Origin of the sequence: Streptomyces pimonensis (assembly GCF_041380215.1) — a bacterium.
In the GTDB taxonomy this organism is placed as follows: Bacteria; Actinomycetota; Actinomycetes; order Streptomycetales; family Streptomycetaceae; genus Streptomyces; species Streptomyces pimonensis.
Genome location: NZ_JAHWZY010000007.1, coordinates 57,399 through 73,418, shown reverse-complemented (window position 1 = coordinate 73,418; position 16,020 = coordinate 57,399). Strand labels below are relative to the sequence as shown.

Genomic DNA, 16,020 nt, shown 5'->3' with positions numbered 1-16,020 from the left:
GGTCCTTCCGGTGACGCCATATGCTGCACGCATGACGAGTGAGCCGGAGCAGCAGTGGGGAGTGGGCACGCAGGACGCGTTCCAGCGTCTGTGGACGCCCCACCGGATGGCGTACATCCAGGGTGAGAACAAGCCGAGCGGCCCGGGCGCCGACGACGGCTGTCCCTTCTGCTCCCTTCCGGCCAAGTCCGACGAGGACGGGCTGGTCCTGCGACGCGGCGAGCGGGTCTACGCGGTGCTCAACCTCTACCCGTACACGGGCGGCCACCTGATGACCGTGCCGTACCGGCACGTGGCCGACTACACGGACCTCACCGCGGAGGAGACGGCGGAGCTCGCCGAGTTCACCAAGCAGGCGATGACGGCACTGCGGGCCGCGTCGGGCGCGCACGGTTTCAACATCGGCATGAACCAGGGCACGGTCGCGGGCGCGGGCATCGCCGCCCACCTGCACCAGCACATCGTCCCGCGCTGGGGCGGCGACACGAACTTCATGCCGGTGGTCGGCCACACGAAGGTCCTGCCGCAGCTCCTGGCGGACACCCGCAAGATGCTCGCGGAGGCGTGGCCGACGGCCTGAGCGTGCAGGCGGGGGCCGCATCGACCAGCCCCGTCCGGCGTCCGGGGACGAGGCCCGTTCAGGGCCGACGGGTGACGGGCTCCCCCCGGTGCCCGTCACCGCGACGTCGCCCACAGCCGTCCGGCCGCCGGAGGCCTACGCGTCGTACACGTCGGCCTTCCGCGGCGAAGCGTCCTGCACCGCCGTGCCGAGGAACGACGACCGCGCCCCGAACTTCTCCGTGTCCACCCCGTTCTCCGCCAGCACCTTGATCGCCGCGGAGTGCACCGCCCGCAGCACCGGCGTGGCCGCCCGCAACGCGTCGTCCGCCATGAACCGGTGCCGCCACGGCTTGTCCGCCCACGCGTGCCGCAGACCGAACGGCTCCGGCAGGCTCAGCTTGCCGCCCAGCCAGTACAGCAGCGGCGGATACCAGGTCAGCGGCGCCCTGGCGGCCAGGCGCACCACCTCGTCCGCGTCGACCAGCGGGAGCTTCACCTTCCGGGTCTCCCAGAACCTGATCGACTTCTGGACCTCCTTCTCCTTGGCCGCGGGCCCGCTGGTGAACAACGAGTGCACCGGCCCCAGCGCGTGCCCGGTCACCTCGATGCGCAGCGTCTCGTGCAGCACCGTCACGGTGATCAGCATGGTGATCACCAACTGGCCGTCCCACAGCGTCCACTGCACGCCCAGGTAGTGCCGGTCGCCCGCGCCGAACTGCTGCTTGTTGCAGATCTCCTGTATGGCGTGCGGCTTGACCTGGTACGCCTCGACGTCCGTGCCCTCGGGCCGGGAGACCGCGTTGGCGTTCTCCCCGATGGGCGTGACGATCCAGTGCCTCACCGACGGCTTGGGGAAGCCTCCGGTGTGCAGCGGCCCGCGCTCCAGCATCCGCAGCCGGTCGTAGACGGCCTTGACGACGTCCCAGCTGCGGAACGGGTTGATCTCCCGGTCCGCGTCGGCGGGCACCAGTTCCTCGGCGAGCTGCCAGCTGCCCCAGCGCGTGCCCATGCCGAGTATGCCCTTGGGGCCGGCGTAGAAGACGGAGTTGGACTGCTGTTCGGCGCTGAGCCGGGCCAGGGACTGGCGCAGCTGCTCGGCCGCCGTCTCACCGGGGCTGGAGGGGACCGCCTCGGGCACCTTGGCGCCGACGCTGCTGCCGGAGAGCAGGCTGCTCCACCGCTCCCGCAGGTCCCCCGCCGTGCGCTCGCAGATCCGCTTGGCCCAGAACCAGCCCACCACCGGGGCGACCACCGATGCGCGCGCGTACCAGCCCCAGAACCCGTCGAACGGCATGCGGACCAGGAACAGCACGGCGAGGGCACCCACCGCGACCAACAGGGTGGTGGCGAGCGCGCCGGCCCGCTTGTCCTCCCGCCTGGCCATGGTCGTACGGATCTGGAAGACCAGCAGCCACACCAGCAGACCGGGCAGGAAGAGCAGTCCGCACAGCACCATGACGGCGCTCAGCCAGTTGTCCCGCTCGCGGCGGATGCGGTGCGCCGCCAACGAGTGCTCGACCACCACCTGGGGCTGGATGCCGAAGGACTGGATGAGCGGCGCGCGGCCGGAGCCGAGCATCCGGTCGATGATCGCCCTGGAGAACGCCTCGCCCAGATTCGGCCGGAACAGCTTCATCCTGGGCTTGCTGACGGCCGACTTGTGCCACTCGTTGTTGGCCTTGAGTATCTCCTCGGCCTCGTTGTCCCGGTAGGCCGCCGAGGCCAGCGCGAACGTCGGCGTCTGCCCCTCGTCGCCCGTGCGCGGCACCTGCGGACCGAAGAAGTCCGCGTAACCGCTCTCAACGGTCATTCCCGCCCCCGATCGCCGCGACTGTCGTCTTGCGGCCTTCCCGACTTCCTTGCCGTGCACACCTGTTGATCAGGACTTCAGCGTATCCGCACCCACGGCCGTCCGTCGGCGGACGGCCGAAGCCGTCCGCCACCACGGAGTGAAGCACTCCGGAGTCGTCCCGGTGCGAGAGGCGCACGCGGGCGCCCACGGGGTCTCACCGGGGCGCCCGGAGCCCGCTACGAGGCGGCACGCGCCTCTTCCCCGACCCGCTTCGCCACATGCGGCGGCATGGGTTCGTGCCGCGCGTACCGGCGGCTGAACCGGGCGGTGCCGTGCGCGAGGGAGCGCAGGTCGACGGCGTACCGGTCGATCTCGATCTCCGGGACCTCGGCCCTGACGAGGGTGCGTCCGCCGGGCGACTGCTCGGTGCCGAGCACCCGGCCGCGCCGGCCGGACAGGTCGCTCATCACGGGGCCGACGTAGTCGTCGCCGACCAGGACGCTCACCTCGGCCACCGGCTCCAGCAGACGGATCCCCGCCTCCGAGGCCGCCTCCCGCAGGGCCAGCGCGCCGGCCGTCTGGAACGCGGCGTCGGAGGAGTCCACCGAGTGCGCCTTGCCGTCCAGCAGGGTCACCCGCACGTCGACGAGCGGATGTCCTGCGGCGACCCCCTTGAGGGCCTGGGCCCGTACGCCCTTCTCGACGGAGGGGATGAACTGGCGCGGCACCGCGCCGCCGACCACCTTGTCGACGAACTCGACGCCCGAGCCGTTCGGCAGCGGCTCCACCTCGATCTCGCAGATGGCGAACTGTCCGTGTCCGCCGGACTGTTTGACGTGCCGGCCGCGCCCGGCCGCCTTGCCGCCGAAGGTCTCCCTGAGCGACACGCGGTGGGGCACGACGTCGACCTGGACGCCGTAGCGGCCGCGCAGCCGTTCCAGGGCCACGTCCGCGTGCGCCTCGCCCAGGCACCACAGCACCACCTGGTGGGTGTCCTGGTTCTGTTCCAGCCGCATCGTCGGGTCCTCGGCCACCAGCCGGGACAGACCCTGCGAGAGCTTGTCCTCGTCGGGTTTGCTGTGCGCCTGGATGGCCAGCGGCAGCAGCGGGTCGGGCATGTCCCACGGTTCCACGAGGAGCGGGTCGTCCTTGGCGGACAGGGTGTCCCCGGTCTCCGCGCGGCTGAGCTTCGCCACACACGCGAGGTCGCCCGCGACGACGTGGGAGACGGGCCGCTGCTGTTTGCCGAACGGCGTGGACAGGGCGCCGATCCGTTCGTCGACGTCGTGGTCCTCATGACCGCGGCCGGTCAGCCCGTGCCCGGAGACGTGCACGGTCTGGTCGGCGCGCAGGGTGCCGGAGAAGAGCCGGACCAGGGAGAGCCGGCCGACGTACGGGTCGGAGGAGGTCTTCACGACCTCCGCGACCAGGGGGGCGTCCGGGTCGCACGGTTTCAGCTCGCGCGGCCTGCCGTCGAGGGTGGTCACGCTCGGGGCGCCGTGCTCCAGCGGGGTCGGGAAGCCACGGGTGATCAAGTCCAGCAGTTCGACCGTGCCGAGTCCCCGGCGCGCGCCGTCGGCGGCGGGCGCGGCGGCCAGGACGGGGAAGAACGTCCCGCGCGCGACCGCCCGTTCCAGGTCCCCGATCAGCGTCTCGGCGTCGACCTGCTCGCCGCCGAGATAGCGGTCCATGAGGGTCTCGTCCTCGCTCTCGGCGATGATCCCCTCGATGAGCCGGCCCCGGGCCTCCTCGAGCGGCGGCAGCCGGTCCCCGGCGGGTTCGGACTCCTCGCGTTCGCCGGTGGAGTAGTCGAACAGCTTCCGCGACAGCAGTCCGGTCAGACCCGTCACGGGAGCGTGCCCGTCGGGTCCCTCCGGGCCGTGCAGCGGCAGGTACAGGGGCAGCACGGCGTCGGGGTCGTCGCCGCCGAACGTCTCCGCGCAGACGCGGGTCATCTCCTCGAAGTCCGCGCGGGCCGCCTCCAGGTGCGTGACGACGATGGCGCGCGGCATGCCGACCGCCGCGCACTCGTCCCACAGCATGCGGGTCGAGCCGTTCACGCCGTCCGAGGCCGAGACGACGAAGAGGGCCGCGTCCGCCGCCCGCAGACCGGCCCTGAGCTCCCCGACGAAGTCGGCGTATCCGGGGGTGTCCAGCAGGTTGACCTTGATGCCGTCCCATTCGAGGGGCACCAGGGAGAGCTGCACGGAGCGCTGCTGCCGGTGCTCCATGTCGTCGTGGTCGGAGACGGTGCCGCCGTCCTCCACGCGGCCCGCCCGGTTCACCGCCCCCGCGGTCAGCGCGAGAGCCTCCACCAGAGTCGTCTTGCCCGAGCCGGAGGGGCCGACCAGCACCACGTTCCGTACGGACGCGGGGTGGTCGGCCGCCTGCGCCCTGCCGGCGGCTCCGGGATGCGTGTACGCCTTGTCGCCCATGGTCCTGCCTCCCGTGCACGGTGAGGTCGCTGTGGGCGCGGACCCGCGGAATCCGCGTGCGGTGCGGCTCCGGCGACGCCCGCGGTCCTTCGAGCTTTCCACTCCCGTCACGGTGCGTCCATACGAAGGCCGTGATCCCGGCGTTCCGCCGCTCGCGGGGGCGTCCCCCCGCCCGGGGAAGCGGGGCGGCCCGCGCAGGGGAGCCCACTGCCCGGGCGGAGCCGGACGTGGGGGACGGCGGGCGACGACGCGGCAGGGACGCCGTCCACGCCCCCCGGGCGGCGGCGGGGAGGTGCGCCGGGCGCCGCGTCCGCGGCGCGATCCGCCGGGCAGGATTCCGTCCTTCGCACGGATGTACGGGTGCCCCGCGGTCGCCCGCGCGTGCGCGTGGCTACGATTGGGCCCGCCGGGTGGCCAGCAGGGGCCGCGCGGCCCCACCGACCGTCGGGAAGGCCATGCTGAACAAGTACGCGCGTGCATTCTTCACGCGTGTCCTCACACCGTTCGCCGCGTTTCTCATCCGGCGGGGGGTCAGCCCCGACACGGTCACGCTCATCGGCACCGCGGGGGTGGTCGCGGGCGCGCTGGTCTTCTACCCCCTGGGCGAGTTCTTCTGGGGCACGGTCGTGATCACGCTGTTCGTGTTCTCCGACCTGGTCGACGGCAACATGGCACGCCAGCTGGGCCGCTCCAGCCGCTGGGGCGCCTTCCTGGACTCGACCCTGGACCGGGTCGCCGACGGAGCGGTCTTCGGCGGCTTCGCCCTCTGGTACGCCGGGGGCGGTGACGACATCGTCCTGTGCGCGGTGTCGATCTTCTGCCTGGCCAGCGGCCAGGTGGTGTCGTACACCAAGGCGCGCGGCGAGTCGATCGGCCTGCCGGTCGCCGTCAACGGGCTGGTCGAACGGGCCGAACGGCTGGTGGTCTCGCTGGTCGCGGCCGGCCTGGCGGGCCTGCACGCGTTCGGTGTGCCCGGCATCCAGTACCTGCTGCCGGTCGCCCTGTGGATCGTCGCCGTCGGCAGTCTGGTCACGCTGATCCAGCGGGTGGTCACCGTGCGCCGCGAGTCCGCCGAGGCGGAGGCCGCGGAGCGGCAGGAGGCCCGGGGCAGCGAGGCCGCGAAGTGAGCGCCCGGGAGCGACTGGCCGACGCCCTGTACGGCGCCGGCTGGAGTACCGTCAGGAAGCTCCCCGAGCCCGTCGCCGTCCGTCTCGGCCGGACCATCGCCGACCTCGCGTGGAGGAGACGCGGCGAGGCCGTGCTGCGACTGGAGAGCAACTACGCGCGCGTCGTGCCGGACGCGGGCCCGGAGCGGCTGGCCGAGCTCTCCCGCGCGGGCATGCGGTCGTACCTGCGCTACTGGATGGAGTCCTTCCGGCTGCCCGCCTGGAGCGCCGAGCGCATCGCGGACGGCGTCGACATCGAGGACATCCACCACGTGACCGACGCCCTGGCGGCCGGCAGGGGCGTCGTCGTCGCGCTGCCGCACCTCGCCAACTGGGATCTCGCCGGCGCCTGGGTCACCACGAAGCTGGGCGTACCGTTCACCACCGTCGCCGAGCGGCTGAAGCCGGAGACGCTGTACGACCGTTTCGTCGCCTACCGCGAGGGCCTCGGCATGGAGGTGCTCCCGCACAGCGGCGGCTCCGCCTTCGGCACCCTGGCCCGACGGCTGCGCAACGGCGGACTGGTCTGCCTGGTCGCCGACCGCGATCTGTCCTCCTCCTCCGGCGTCGAGGTCGACTTCTTCGGCGGGACCGCCCGGATGCCGGCCGGACCCGCCCTGCTCGCCCAGCAGACCGGGGCCCGGCTGCTGCCGGCGACCCTCTGGTACGACGACTCGCCGGTGATGCGCGGCCGGGTGCACCCGCCGGTCGAGGTCCCCGCGTCAGGTACGCGCCGCGAGAAGACGTCCGTCATGACACAGGCGCTGGCCGACGCCTTCGCCACGGGGATCGCCGACCATCCGGAGGACTGGCACATGCTGCAGCGCTTGTGGCTGAAGGACCTCGACCCCGCGCGGGGCCGGAGGGGAACCTCGTGAGGATCGGCATCGTCTGCCCGTACTCCTGGGACGTGCCGGGAGGCGTCCAGTTCCACATCCGTGACCTGGCCGAGTACTTCGTCCGGCTCGGCCACGAGGTGTCCGTCCTCGCCCCGGCCGACGACGACACCCCGCTGCCGCCGTACGTCGTCTCGGCCGGCCGCGCGGTGCCGGTGCCGTACAACGGGTCGGTGGCCCGGCTCAACTTCGGCTTCCTGTCCGCCGCGCGGGTACGGCGCTGGCTGCACGAGGGCGCCTTCGACGTCGTCCACATCCACGAGCCGACCTCGCCCTCGCTCGGCCTGCTGACCTGCTGGGCGGCCGAGGGGCCGATCGTCGCCACCTTCCATACCTCCAACCCGCGCTCCCGCGCGATGATCGCCGCGTACGCGATCCTCCAGGCCGCCCTGGAGAAGATCAGCGCGCGGATCGCGGTGAGCGAGTACGCCCGCCGCACCCTCGTCGAGCACCTGGGCGGCGACGCGGTGGTCATCCCCAACGGCGTCGACGTCGACTTCTTCGCCGAGGCCGAACCCCGGCCCGAGTGGCAGGGCGACACCATCGGCTTCGTCGGCCGGATCGACGAGCCCCGCAAGGGCCTGCCGGTGCTGATGAAGGCCCTGCCGAAGATCCTCGCCGCCCGGCCGCGGACGCGGCTGCTGGTCGCCGGGCGCGGCGACCAGGAGGAGGCGGTCGCGTCGCTGCCCCGGGAGTTGCGCCCGCGCGTGGAGTTCCTCGGCATGGTCAGCGACGAGGACAAGGCCCGCCTCCTGCGCAGCGTCGACCTGTACGTGGCACCCAACACCGGCGGGGAGAGCTTCGGCATCATCCTGGTCGAGGCGATGTCGGCGGGCGCGCCGGTGCTCGCCTCCGACCTGGACGCGTTCGCCCAGGTCCTCGACCGGGGGGCGGCGGGCGAGCTGTTCGCCAACGAGGACCCGGACGCGCTCGCCCAGGCGGCGGTACGACTCCTGGAGGACCCGGAACGCCGCGCGGAGCTCCGCGAACGCGGCAGCGCCCACGTCCGCCGCTTCGACTGGTCGACGGTCGGTGCGGACATCCTGTCGGTCTACGAGACGGTGACGGCGGGCGCGGCGGCGGTGGCGACGGACGACCGCGCGACGGGGCTGAGGGCCCGGCTGGGCCTGGCCAGGGACTGAGGGCCCAAGGGGCCCGGTGGCGCAGCCCTCGCAGGCGCCCCCGGTAGCCTTGCCGCCCGTGACCGCAACCCTCATCTGGATCCTCGTCGCCCTCGTCGCCGTCGGCCTCTACCTGAGCTGGACGGCGGGACGCCTGGACCGGCTGCACGCCCGGATCGACGCCGCCCGGGCCGCGCTCGACGCCCAACTGCTGCGTCGTGCCTCCGTGGCCCAGGAACTGGCCACCTCGGGAGTGCTCGACCCCGCCGCGTCGATCGTGCTCTACGAGGCCGCGCACGCCGCCCGGCAGGCGGCCGAGGAGCAGCGCGAGGTCGCGGAGAGCGAGCTCAGCCAGGCACTGCGCGCGGTGTTCGGAGACGCGCAGCAGGTGGACGCGGTCAGGGAGGCGCCCGGGGGGGAGGAGGCGGCCCTGGAGCTCGCCGAGGCGGTGCGCAGGGTGCCGATGGCCCGCCGCTTCCACAACGACGCCGTACGGGCGGCACGGGCGCTGCGACGGCACCACAAGGTGCGCTGGTTCCGGCTGGCCGGACACGCGCCCTTCCCGATGGCCTTCGAGATGGACGACGAGCCGCCGGCCGCGCTGATCGAGCGGGCCGCGTAACGGCCCGGACCGCTCCGCGCGCGAGACCGCCTCATCCGAGAACGATCCACAGGCTTCGCATTGGCCCTTGCTGTGGACTGCTTCGTTCACGTTTCCTCAATGCTGCAGAAACCCCCTTCCCCAGCGAGGTCATCCGTGTCCAGCACGCTCTCCGAAAACCAGGGTCCCGAGACCGGCACCGCCCGTGTGAAGCGCGGCATGGCCGAACAGCTCAAGGGCGGCGTGATCATGGACGTCGTCACGCCGGAGCAGGCCAGGATCGCCGAGGACGCGGGCGCCGTCGCCGTCATGGCCCTGGAGCGGGTCCCGGCCGACATCCGCAAGGACGGCGGCGTGGCCCGGATGTCCGACCCGGACATGATCGAGGGGATCATCGACGCGGTCTCCATCCCCGTGATGGCCAAGTCCCGCATCGGCCACTTCGTCGAGGCCCAGGTACTGCAGTCCCTCGGCGTCGACTACATCGACGAGTCCGAGGTCCTCACCCCGGCCGACGAGGTCAACCACTCCGACAAGTGGGCCTTCACCACCCCGTTCGTCTGCGGTGCCACCAACCTGGGCGAGGCCCTGCGCCGGATCGCCGAGGGCGCCGCCATGATCCGCTCCAAGGGCGAGGCCGGCACCGGCAACGTCGTCGAGGCCGTACGCCACCTGCGCCAGATCAAGAACGGGATCGCCCGTCTGCGCGGTTACGACAACAACGAGCTGTACGCCGCCGCCAAGGAGCTGCGCGCCCCGTACGAGCTGGTCAAGGAGGTGGCCGCGCTGGGCAAGCTCCCCGTGGTCCTCTTCTCCGCCGGCGGCGTGGCCACCCCGGCCGACGCGGCGCTGATGCGCCAGCTCGGCGCCGAGGGCGTCTTCGTCGGCTCCGGCATCTTCAAGTCGGGCGACCCGGCCAAGCGCGCCGCAGCCATCGTCAAGGCGACCACCTTCTACGACGACCCGAAGGTCATCGCGGACGCGTCCCGCAACCTCGGCGAGGCCATGGTCGGCATCAACTGCGACACCCTCCCCGAGACCGAGCGCTACGCCAACCGCGGCTGGTGACCCACTCGTGACCGAAGCACCTGTCATAGGCGTCCTGGCCCTCCAGGGCGACGTACGGGAGCACCTCACCGCCCTGGCCGCGGCCGGCGCCGCGGCCGGGCCGGTCAGGCGGCCCGAGGAACTCGCCGAGGTCGACGGTCTGGTCATCCCGGGCGGGGAGTCCACCACGATCTCCAAGCTGGCCGTGCTCTTCGGCCTGATGGAGCCGCTGCGCGCACGCGTCCGCGACGGCATGCCCGTCTACGGCACCTGCGCGGGCATGATCATGCTGGCCGGCAAGATCCTCGACCCGCGCTCGGGCCAGGAGACCGTCGGAGGCATCGACATGATCGTGCGCCGCAACGCCTTCGGACGGCAGAACGAGTCCTTCGAGGCCGCGGTCGACGTCAGGGGTGTCGAGGGCGGTCCCGTGGAGGGCGTCTTCATCCGCGCCCCCTGGGTGGAGTCCGTCGGCGCCGGGGCCGAGGTGCTCGCCGTGCACGGCGGCCACATCGTCGCCGTCCGCCAGGGCGACACGCTGGCCACGTCGTTCCACCCGGAACTGACCGGCGACCACCGTGTGCACGGCCTCTTCGTCGACATGGTGCGCGCGTACCGGGCGGCCGAGTCCTTGTAGGATTCCTGCGTTCGTTGCAGAGATGGGTTACGCGAAGGAGACAGGCAGATGTCCGGCCACTCTAAATGGGCCACGACGAAGCACAAGAAGGCCGTGATCGATGCCAAGCGCGGCAAGCTCTTCGCGAAGCTGATCAAGAACATCGAGGTCGCCGCGCGTATGGGCGGCGTCGATCTGGACGGAAACCCCACGCTCTACGACGCCGTCCAGAAGGCCAAGAAGCAGTCGGTGCCGAACAAGAACATCGACTCCGCCATCAAGCGCGGTGGCGGTCTCGAGGCCGGCGGCGCCGACTACGAGACGATCATGTACGAGGGCTACGGTCCGAACGGTGTCGCGGTGCTCATCGAGTGCCTCACCGACAACCGCAACCGCGCCGCCTCGGACGTGCGCGTCGCCATGACCCGCAACGGCGGTTCCATGGCCGACCCGGGCTCGGTGTCCTACCTGTTCAACCGCAAGGGCGTGGTGATCGTCCCCAAGGGCGAGCTGACCGAGGACGACGTCCTCGCCGCCGTCCTGGACGCGGGCGCCGAGGAGGTCAACGACCTCGGCGAGAACTTCGAGGTGCTCAGCGAGGCCACCGACCTGGTCGCCGTGCGCACCGCCCTGCAGGACGCCGGGATCGACTACGACTCCGCCGAGGCCAACTTCGTCCCGACCATGCAGGTCGAGCTGGACGAGGAGGGCGCCAAGAAGATCTTCAAGCTCATCGACGCGCTGGAGGACAGCGACGACGTGCAGAACGTCTTCGCCAACTTCGACGTGAGCGACGAGATCATGGAGAAGGTCGACGCGTAACGCGTCCACTGCTCAGCGGGCCGGCGGGACACTTCCGTCGGCCCGTCGCTTTGTCAGTGGGACCCGATAGCCTGCACAAACAGGTGATCGAGGGAAAAGGGGCGGCGCGTGCGCGTACTGGGGGTGGACCCGGGGCTGACCCGGTGCGGTGTCGGCGTCGTCGAGGGCGTCGCGGGCAGACCGCTCACCATGCTCGGCGTGGGAATCGTCCGCACACCGGCGGACGCCGACCTCGGCCACCGCCTCGTCGCCGTCGAGCAGGGCCTCGAACGGTGGCTGGACGAGTACCGGCCCGAGTGCGTCGCCGTGGAGCGCGTCTTCAGCCAGCACAACGTGCGTACGGTGATGGGCACCGCCCAGGCCAGCGCCGTCGCCATCCTGTGCGCCTCCCGCCGCGGCATCCCCGTCGCCCTGCACACGCCCAGCGAGGTCAAGGCCGCCGTCACCGGCTCGGGCCGCGCGGACAAGGCCCAGGTCGGGTCCATGGTCACCCGCCTGCTGCGGCTGGACGCGCCGCCGAAGCCCGCGGACGCCGCCGACGCCCTCGCGCTCGCCATCTGCCACATCTGGCGCGCCCCCGCGCAGAACCGGCTCCAGCAGGCCGTCGCCCGGCACGCCCCGAGGACCCCCCACACACCCCGAGCCCCGCACCCATCGAAAGGCCGTACGGCATGATCGCCTTCGTCAGCGGCACGGTCGCCGCCCTCACCCCCGACACCGCGGTGGTCGAGGTCGGCGGGGTCGGCATGGCTGTCCAGTGCACGCCGAACACGCTCTCCACGCTCCGTGTCGGACAGCCCGCGAAACTCGCCACCTCCCTCGTCGTCCGCGAGGACTCGCTGACCTTGTACGGCTTCGCCGACGACGACGAGCGCCAGGTCTTCGTGCTCCTCCAGACCGCCAGCGGCGTCGGCCCCCGGCTGGCCCAGGCGATGCTCGCCGTGCACACCCCCGACGCCCTGCGCAGAGCCGTCTCCACCGGGGACGAGAAGGCGCTGACCGCCGTCCCCGGCATCGGCAGGAAGGGCGCCCAGAAGCTGCTCCTGGAGCTGAAGGACCGCCTCGGCGAGCCGCTCGGCGCCCCCGCCGTCGGCGCACCGGTCACCGGCGGCTGGCGCGACCAGCTGCACGCCGCCCTGATCGGCCTCGGGTACGCGGCCCGCGAGGCCGACGAGGCCGTGTCCGCCGTGGCGCCCCAGGCGGAGGCCGCCGGGGGCGCCCCGCAGGTGGGGCAGCTGCTGAAGGCGGCCCTGCAGACGCTGAGCCGAGCCCGATAGCCCCGCCGCCCCCTGGCCCGTACGAAGAGCTGAGGCACACGCACATGAACTGGGACGACACCACCGACACCCCCGCCGAGGAGCGGCTCGTCGGTGCGTCCGCCGACCACGAGGACCAGGCCGTCGAGGCCGCCCTGCGCCCCAAGGAGCTGGGCGAGTTCATCGGTCAGGAGAGGGTCCGCGAGCAGCTCGACCTCGTGCTGCGCGCCGCACGTGCGCGGGGGGCCACCGCCGACCACGTGCTGCTCTCCGGAGCCCCCGGCCTCGGCAAGACCACCCTCTCGATGATCATCGCCGCCGAGATGGAAGCCCCCATCCGCATCACCTCGGGCCCCGCCATCCAGCACGCCGGCGACCTGGCGGCGATCCTCTCCTCCCTCCAGGAGGGCGAGGTCCTCTTCCTCGACGAGATCCACCGCATGTCCCGGCCCGCCGAGGAGATGCTCTACATGGCGATGGAGGACTTCCGCGTCGACGTGATCGTCGGCAAGGGCCCCGGCGCCACCGCCATCCCCCTCGAATTGCCCCCCTTCACCCTGGTCGGCGCCACCACTCGCGCCGGCCTGCTGCCGCCCCCGCTGCGCGACCGCTTCGGCTTCACCGCGCACATGGAGTTCTACGAGCCGGCCGAGCTGGAGCGGGTCGTCCACCGCTCGGCGAGCCTCCTCGACGTGGAGATCGACCCGCAGGGCGCCGCGGAGATCGCCGGCCGGTCCCGCGGCACGCCCCGCATCGCCAACCGCCTCCTGCGCCGCGTCCGGGACTACGCGCAGGTCAAGGCCGACGGGCTGATCACCCAGGACATCGCCGCGGCGGCCCTCGCCGTCTACGAGGTCGACTCCCGGGGCCTGGACCGGCTGGACCGGGCCGTCCTCGAGGCCCTGCTCAAGCTGTTCGGCGGCGGACCGGTCGGGCTGTCCACGCTGTCCGTCGCGGTCGGGGAGGAACGCGAGACGGTGGAAGAGGTGGCCGAACCCTTCCTCGTACGGGAGGGGCTGCTCGCCCGCACCCCGCGTGGGAGGGTGGCCACCCCGGCGGCATGGGCGCACCTCGGCCTCACGCCGCCCCGCTCCCAGACCTCCGGAAACGGACAAGGGGACCTGTTCGGGGCGTGACGGCGAGTACGTCGGTCCAGGCAGGAACCCCGGTGCGATGCTGAGCGTTGTTCCCTGCGCGCGGACTCGCTTAGACTCCGCCGATGCCGCCCTTGTCGGCGGCGGTACATACCCCCAACCATCAGGCCGTTCACCATCGCGGTCGTGTGAAGGAAGTTCCGACCCGTGAGTCTCGTGACCCTCCTCCCGTTCATTGTGCTCATCGGGGCCATGTTCCTGATGACCCGGTCGGCCAAGAAGAAGCAGCAGCAGGCCATCGACATGCGGAACCAGATGCAGCCCGGTTCCGGCGTCCGCACCATCGGGGGCATGTACGCCACGGTCAAGGAGGTCGGTGAGGACACGGTCCTCCTCGACGCCGGCCCGGGTGTGGAGCTGCTGTTCGCCAAGAACTCGATCGGTGCCGTCCTGTCCGACGAGGAGTACAACCGCATCGTCCACGGCATCGAGCACGACCTGAAGTCCGACGCCGACGTCGTTCCCGACGACGCCTCCTCCCTCACCGAGACCGACGACTCCTCCGACGCTGCCGCCGTCTCCGACGACACGCCTGTCGACCTCGGCAAGAAGGACGCGGCCGACGAGCCGGCCGACGCCGACACCGCCGGCGAGGCGAAGGCGGACGCGCAGTCGAAGAAGTCCGACGGCGACTCCGACGCGAAGTAGTCGTGTCCCGGGGCGCGCGGGGGCTGCCCGCGCGCCCCGGGACACGTCCGGCTCGCACGGAGTCCCGACACCATGTCATGGCCGTCCGCTCCCCGACCCGGAGCGAGGCGGCCCGAGAGGGAGTACGAGAAGGTGGCAGCACTCAAAAAGGGACAGAACGCGAGCGCCACAAGTAAGCCGTGGCGCTCGCTGGCTCTGATCCTGATCGCCATCGTGGCGCTCACCGGCGGCATGTTCGCATCCGGGCACACCACTCCGCGTCTCGGCATCGACCTGGCCGGTGGTACGAGCATCACACTGGCGGCGGTTCCCGAGGCCGGCCAGGAGTCCGCGATCAACAAGACCAACATGGACACCGCGGTCTCCATCATGGAGCGGCGCGTCAACGGTCTGGGTGTCTCCGAGGCAGAGGTCCAGACGCAGGGCACCCGCAACATCATCGTCAACATTCCCAAGGGAACGAACTCCAATCAGGCCCGGGAACAGGTCGGCACCACCGCCAAGCTCTACTTCCGCCCCGTCATCGCCACCGAACTCGCCGGTGGCGGCGTCGCTCCCACGCCCAGCGCGACCGGCGACGGCTCGGAGCAGGACTCCGGCAAGGACAAGGCGACCGACAAGGCCACGGAGAAGGCGACCGACGGAGCCTCCCCGTCGTCGAGCGCCACCACCCAGGGCCGTGCCGTCACCGAGGCGCTGAAGGCCGACGAGACGCCGTCCGCCTCCCCGAGCGGCACGGCCGAGGGCGAGGCGAGCCCCTCCGCGTCCGCGGCCGGCGGCGCCTCCGGCGACGCCGACAGCAAGCTCCAGGCGCAGTACGCAGCGCTCGACTGCACCAAGGAGAGCGTCCGCGCCAAGGCCGGTGACGGTTCCAAGTCCAGCGACTCGACCGTCGCCTGTGGCCAGAACTCCCAGGGACAGTGGCAGAAGTACATCCTCGGCCCCGCCGCGGTCGACGGCACGGACGTCGACGAGGCCAGCGCCGTCCTGAACACCCAGACCGGTGCCGGCTGGGTGGTCACCATGGACTTCACGGACGAGGGCGCCAAGAAGTTCGCCGACATCACCGGCCAGCTCGCCCAGAACCAGTCCCCGCAGAACCAGTTCGCCATCGTCCTGGACAACGAGGTCGTCTCCGATCCGTACGTCAGCCAGGCCCTGACCGGAGGCAACGCCGAGATCTCCGGCAACTTCACCCAGCAGTCGGCGCAGGAACTCGCCAACATGCTGTCCTACGGCGCCCTGCCGCTGACCTTCCGGGAGGACAGCGTCAACACCGTCACCGCCGCGCTCGGCGGTGAGCAGCTGAGGGCCGGCCTGATCGCCGGTGCCATCGGTATCGCCCTGGTCGTCCTCTACCTGCTGGTCTACTACCGCGGCCTGTCCTTCATCGCGATCCTGTCGCTGCTGGTGTCCGCCGCCCTCACCTACGTGATCATGTCGCTGCTCGGCCCGGCCATCGGCTTCGCGCTGAACCTGCCGGCCGTGTGCGGCGCCATCGTCGCGATCGGCATCACGGCGGACTCGTTCATCGTGTTCTTCGAACGGGTCCGGGACGAGATCCGCGAGGGCCGCACCCTGCGTCCCTCCGTGGAGCGGGCCTGGCCGCGCGCCCGGCGAACCATCCTGGTCTCCGACTTCGTGTCGTTCCTCGCCGCCGCGGTGCTCTTCGTCGTCACCGTCGGCAAGGTCCAGGGCTTCGCGTTCACGCTCGGCCTGACCACCGTGCTCGACGTCGTGGTGGTGTTCTTCTTCACCAAACCGCTGCTCACGCTGATGGCCCGCCGGAAGTTCTTCGCGAGCGGCCACAAGTGGTCCGGTCTCGACCCGAAGGCACTGGGCGCGAAGCCGCCCCTGCGCCGCACCCGCCGTCCCTCCGCCCCTGCCCAGACGAAGGAGGCGTGA

15 protein-coding genes are annotated in these 16,020 nt (G+C 71.7%); 13 read left to right on the top strand and 2 right to left on the bottom strand.

Annotated elements, in window-relative coordinates:
* Positions 1-31 precede the first annotated feature (31 nt).
* Entirely contained in the window at positions 32-580 is a 549-nt protein-coding gene (locus KYY02_RS09315; protein ID WP_371237201.1) for an HIT family protein, read from the top strand.
* A 135-nt stretch (positions 581-715) separates the two neighbouring features.
* Here KYY02_RS09315 and KYY02_RS09310 read toward each other — a convergent pair whose 3' ends face one another.
* Both KYY02_RS09310 and KYY02_RS09305 read right to left on the bottom strand, forming a co-directional pair.
* Positions 716-2,371, bottom strand: coding sequence for an AbeC-like domain-containing protein (locus tag KYY02_RS09310; RefSeq protein WP_371237200.1), 1,656 nt, complete (start codon positions 2,369-2,371; stop codon positions 716-718).
* Between the two features lie 218 nt (positions 2,372-2,589).
* A complete protein-coding gene (locus KYY02_RS09305) occupies positions 2,590-4,788 on the bottom strand; it encodes an elongation factor G-like protein EF-G2 (RefSeq protein WP_371237199.1) in 2,199 nt (732 codons plus the stop codon).
* A gap of 455 nt (positions 4,789-5,243) precedes the next feature.
* On the opposite strand from KYY02_RS09305, the gene pgsA reads away from it, so the two are divergent.
* The 12 genes from pgsA (at position 5,244) to secD (ending at position 16,020) form a co-directional block, all read left to right on the top strand.
* Complete coding sequence (pgsA, locus tag KYY02_RS09300) at positions 5,244-5,915, top strand: phosphatidylinositol phosphate synthase (protein WP_371237197.1); 672 nt, start codon at positions 5,244-5,246, stop codon at positions 5,913-5,915.
* Positions 5,912-6,832 (top strand): phosphatidylinositol mannoside acyltransferase, encoded by a 921-nt coding sequence (locus tag KYY02_RS09295; protein ID WP_371237196.1) that lies wholly within the window; start codon positions 5,912-5,914, stop codon positions 6,830-6,832. The genes pgsA and KYY02_RS09295 overlap by 4 nt, the downstream gene beginning before the upstream one ends.
* Positions 6,829-7,992 carry a glycosyltransferase family 4 protein gene (locus KYY02_RS09290; RefSeq protein WP_371237194.1) on the top strand — a complete coding sequence of 388 codons (1,164 nt, stop codon included), beginning with the start codon at positions 6,829-6,831 and terminating at the stop codon, positions 7,990-7,992. Before KYY02_RS09295 ends, KYY02_RS09290 begins: the two co-directional genes overlap by 4 nt.
* A 58-nt stretch (positions 7,993-8,050) precedes the next feature.
* Complete coding sequence (locus tag KYY02_RS09285; protein ID WP_371237193.1) at positions 8,051-8,593, top strand: hypothetical protein; 543 nt, start codon at positions 8,051-8,053, stop codon at positions 8,591-8,593.
* Between the two features lie 99 nt (positions 8,594-8,692).
* Positions 8,693-9,640: a pyridoxal 5'-phosphate synthase lyase subunit PdxS gene (gene pdxS / locus KYY02_RS09280; RefSeq protein WP_371237192.1), complete on the top strand. Its 948-nt coding sequence runs from the start codon at positions 8,693-8,695 to the stop codon at positions 9,638-9,640.
* Between the two features lie 7 nt (positions 9,641-9,647).
* The gene (gene pdxT / locus KYY02_RS09275) at positions 9,648-10,256 is read left to right on the top strand and encodes a pyridoxal 5'-phosphate synthase glutaminase subunit PdxT (RefSeq protein WP_371237190.1); all 609 of its coding nucleotides are present in this window, start codon (positions 9,648-9,650) and stop codon (positions 10,254-10,256) included.
* A 48-nt stretch (positions 10,257-10,304) separates the two neighbouring features.
* Entirely contained in the window at positions 10,305-11,057 is a 753-nt protein-coding gene (locus KYY02_RS09270) for a YebC/PmpR family DNA-binding transcriptional regulator (protein WP_371237189.1), read from the top strand.
* 108 nt (positions 11,058-11,165) lie between these two features.
* The gene (gene ruvC, locus KYY02_RS09265) at positions 11,166-11,732 is read left to right on the top strand and encodes a crossover junction endodeoxyribonuclease RuvC (RefSeq protein ID WP_371237188.1); all 567 of its coding nucleotides are present in this window, start codon (positions 11,166-11,168) and stop codon (positions 11,730-11,732) included.
* A complete protein-coding gene (ruvA, locus tag KYY02_RS09260; RefSeq protein ID WP_371237186.1) occupies positions 11,729-12,334 on the top strand; it encodes a Holliday junction branch migration protein RuvA in 606 nt (201 codons plus the stop codon). The genes ruvC and ruvA overlap by 4 nt, the downstream gene beginning before the upstream one ends.
* A 44-nt stretch (positions 12,335-12,378) precedes the next feature.
* Entirely contained in the window at positions 12,379-13,449 is a 1,071-nt protein-coding gene (gene ruvB / locus KYY02_RS09255; RefSeq protein WP_371237185.1) for a Holliday junction branch migration DNA helicase RuvB, read from the top strand.
* A 165-nt stretch (positions 13,450-13,614) separates the two neighbouring features.
* Positions 13,615-14,115 (top strand): preprotein translocase subunit YajC, encoded by a 501-nt coding sequence (gene yajC / locus KYY02_RS09250; protein ID WP_371237183.1) that lies wholly within the window; start codon positions 13,615-13,617, stop codon positions 14,113-14,115.
* A gap of 132 nt (positions 14,116-14,247) precedes the next feature.
* Complete coding sequence (gene secD, locus KYY02_RS09245; protein WP_371237182.1) at positions 14,248-16,020, top strand: protein translocase subunit SecD; 1,773 nt, start codon at positions 14,248-14,250, stop codon at positions 16,018-16,020.

Bases quoted from the DNA above. Each gene is read 5' to 3' on its own strand.
- pdxS (WP_371237192.1), top strand. From the start codon at position 8,693: ATGCTGCAGAAACCCCCTTCCCCAGCGAGGTCATCCGTGTCCAGCACG.
- KYY02_RS09270 (WP_371237189.1), top strand. From the start codon at position 10,305: ATGTCCGGCCACTCTAAATGGGCCACGACGAAGCACAAGAAGGCCGTG.
- KYY02_RS09315 (WP_371237201.1), top strand. From the start codon at position 32: ATGACGAGTGAGCCGGAGCAGCAGTGGGGAGTGGGCACGCAGGACGCG.
- KYY02_RS09305 (WP_371237199.1), bottom strand. From the start codon at position 4,788: ATGGGCGACAAGGCGTACACGCATCCCGGAGCCGCCGGCAGGGCGCAG.
- ruvB (WP_371237185.1), top strand. From the start codon at position 12,379: ATGAACTGGGACGACACCACCGACACCCCCGCCGAGGAGCGGCTCGTC.
- KYY02_RS09310 (WP_371237200.1), bottom strand. From the start codon at position 2,371: ATGACCGTTGAGAGCGGTTACGCGGACTTCTTCGGTCCGCAGGTGCCG.
- pgsA (WP_371237197.1), top strand. From the start codon at position 5,244: ATGCTGAACAAGTACGCGCGTGCATTCTTCACGCGTGTCCTCACACCG.
- ruvA (WP_371237186.1), top strand. From the start codon at position 11,729: ATGATCGCCTTCGTCAGCGGCACGGTCGCCGCCCTCACCCCCGACACC.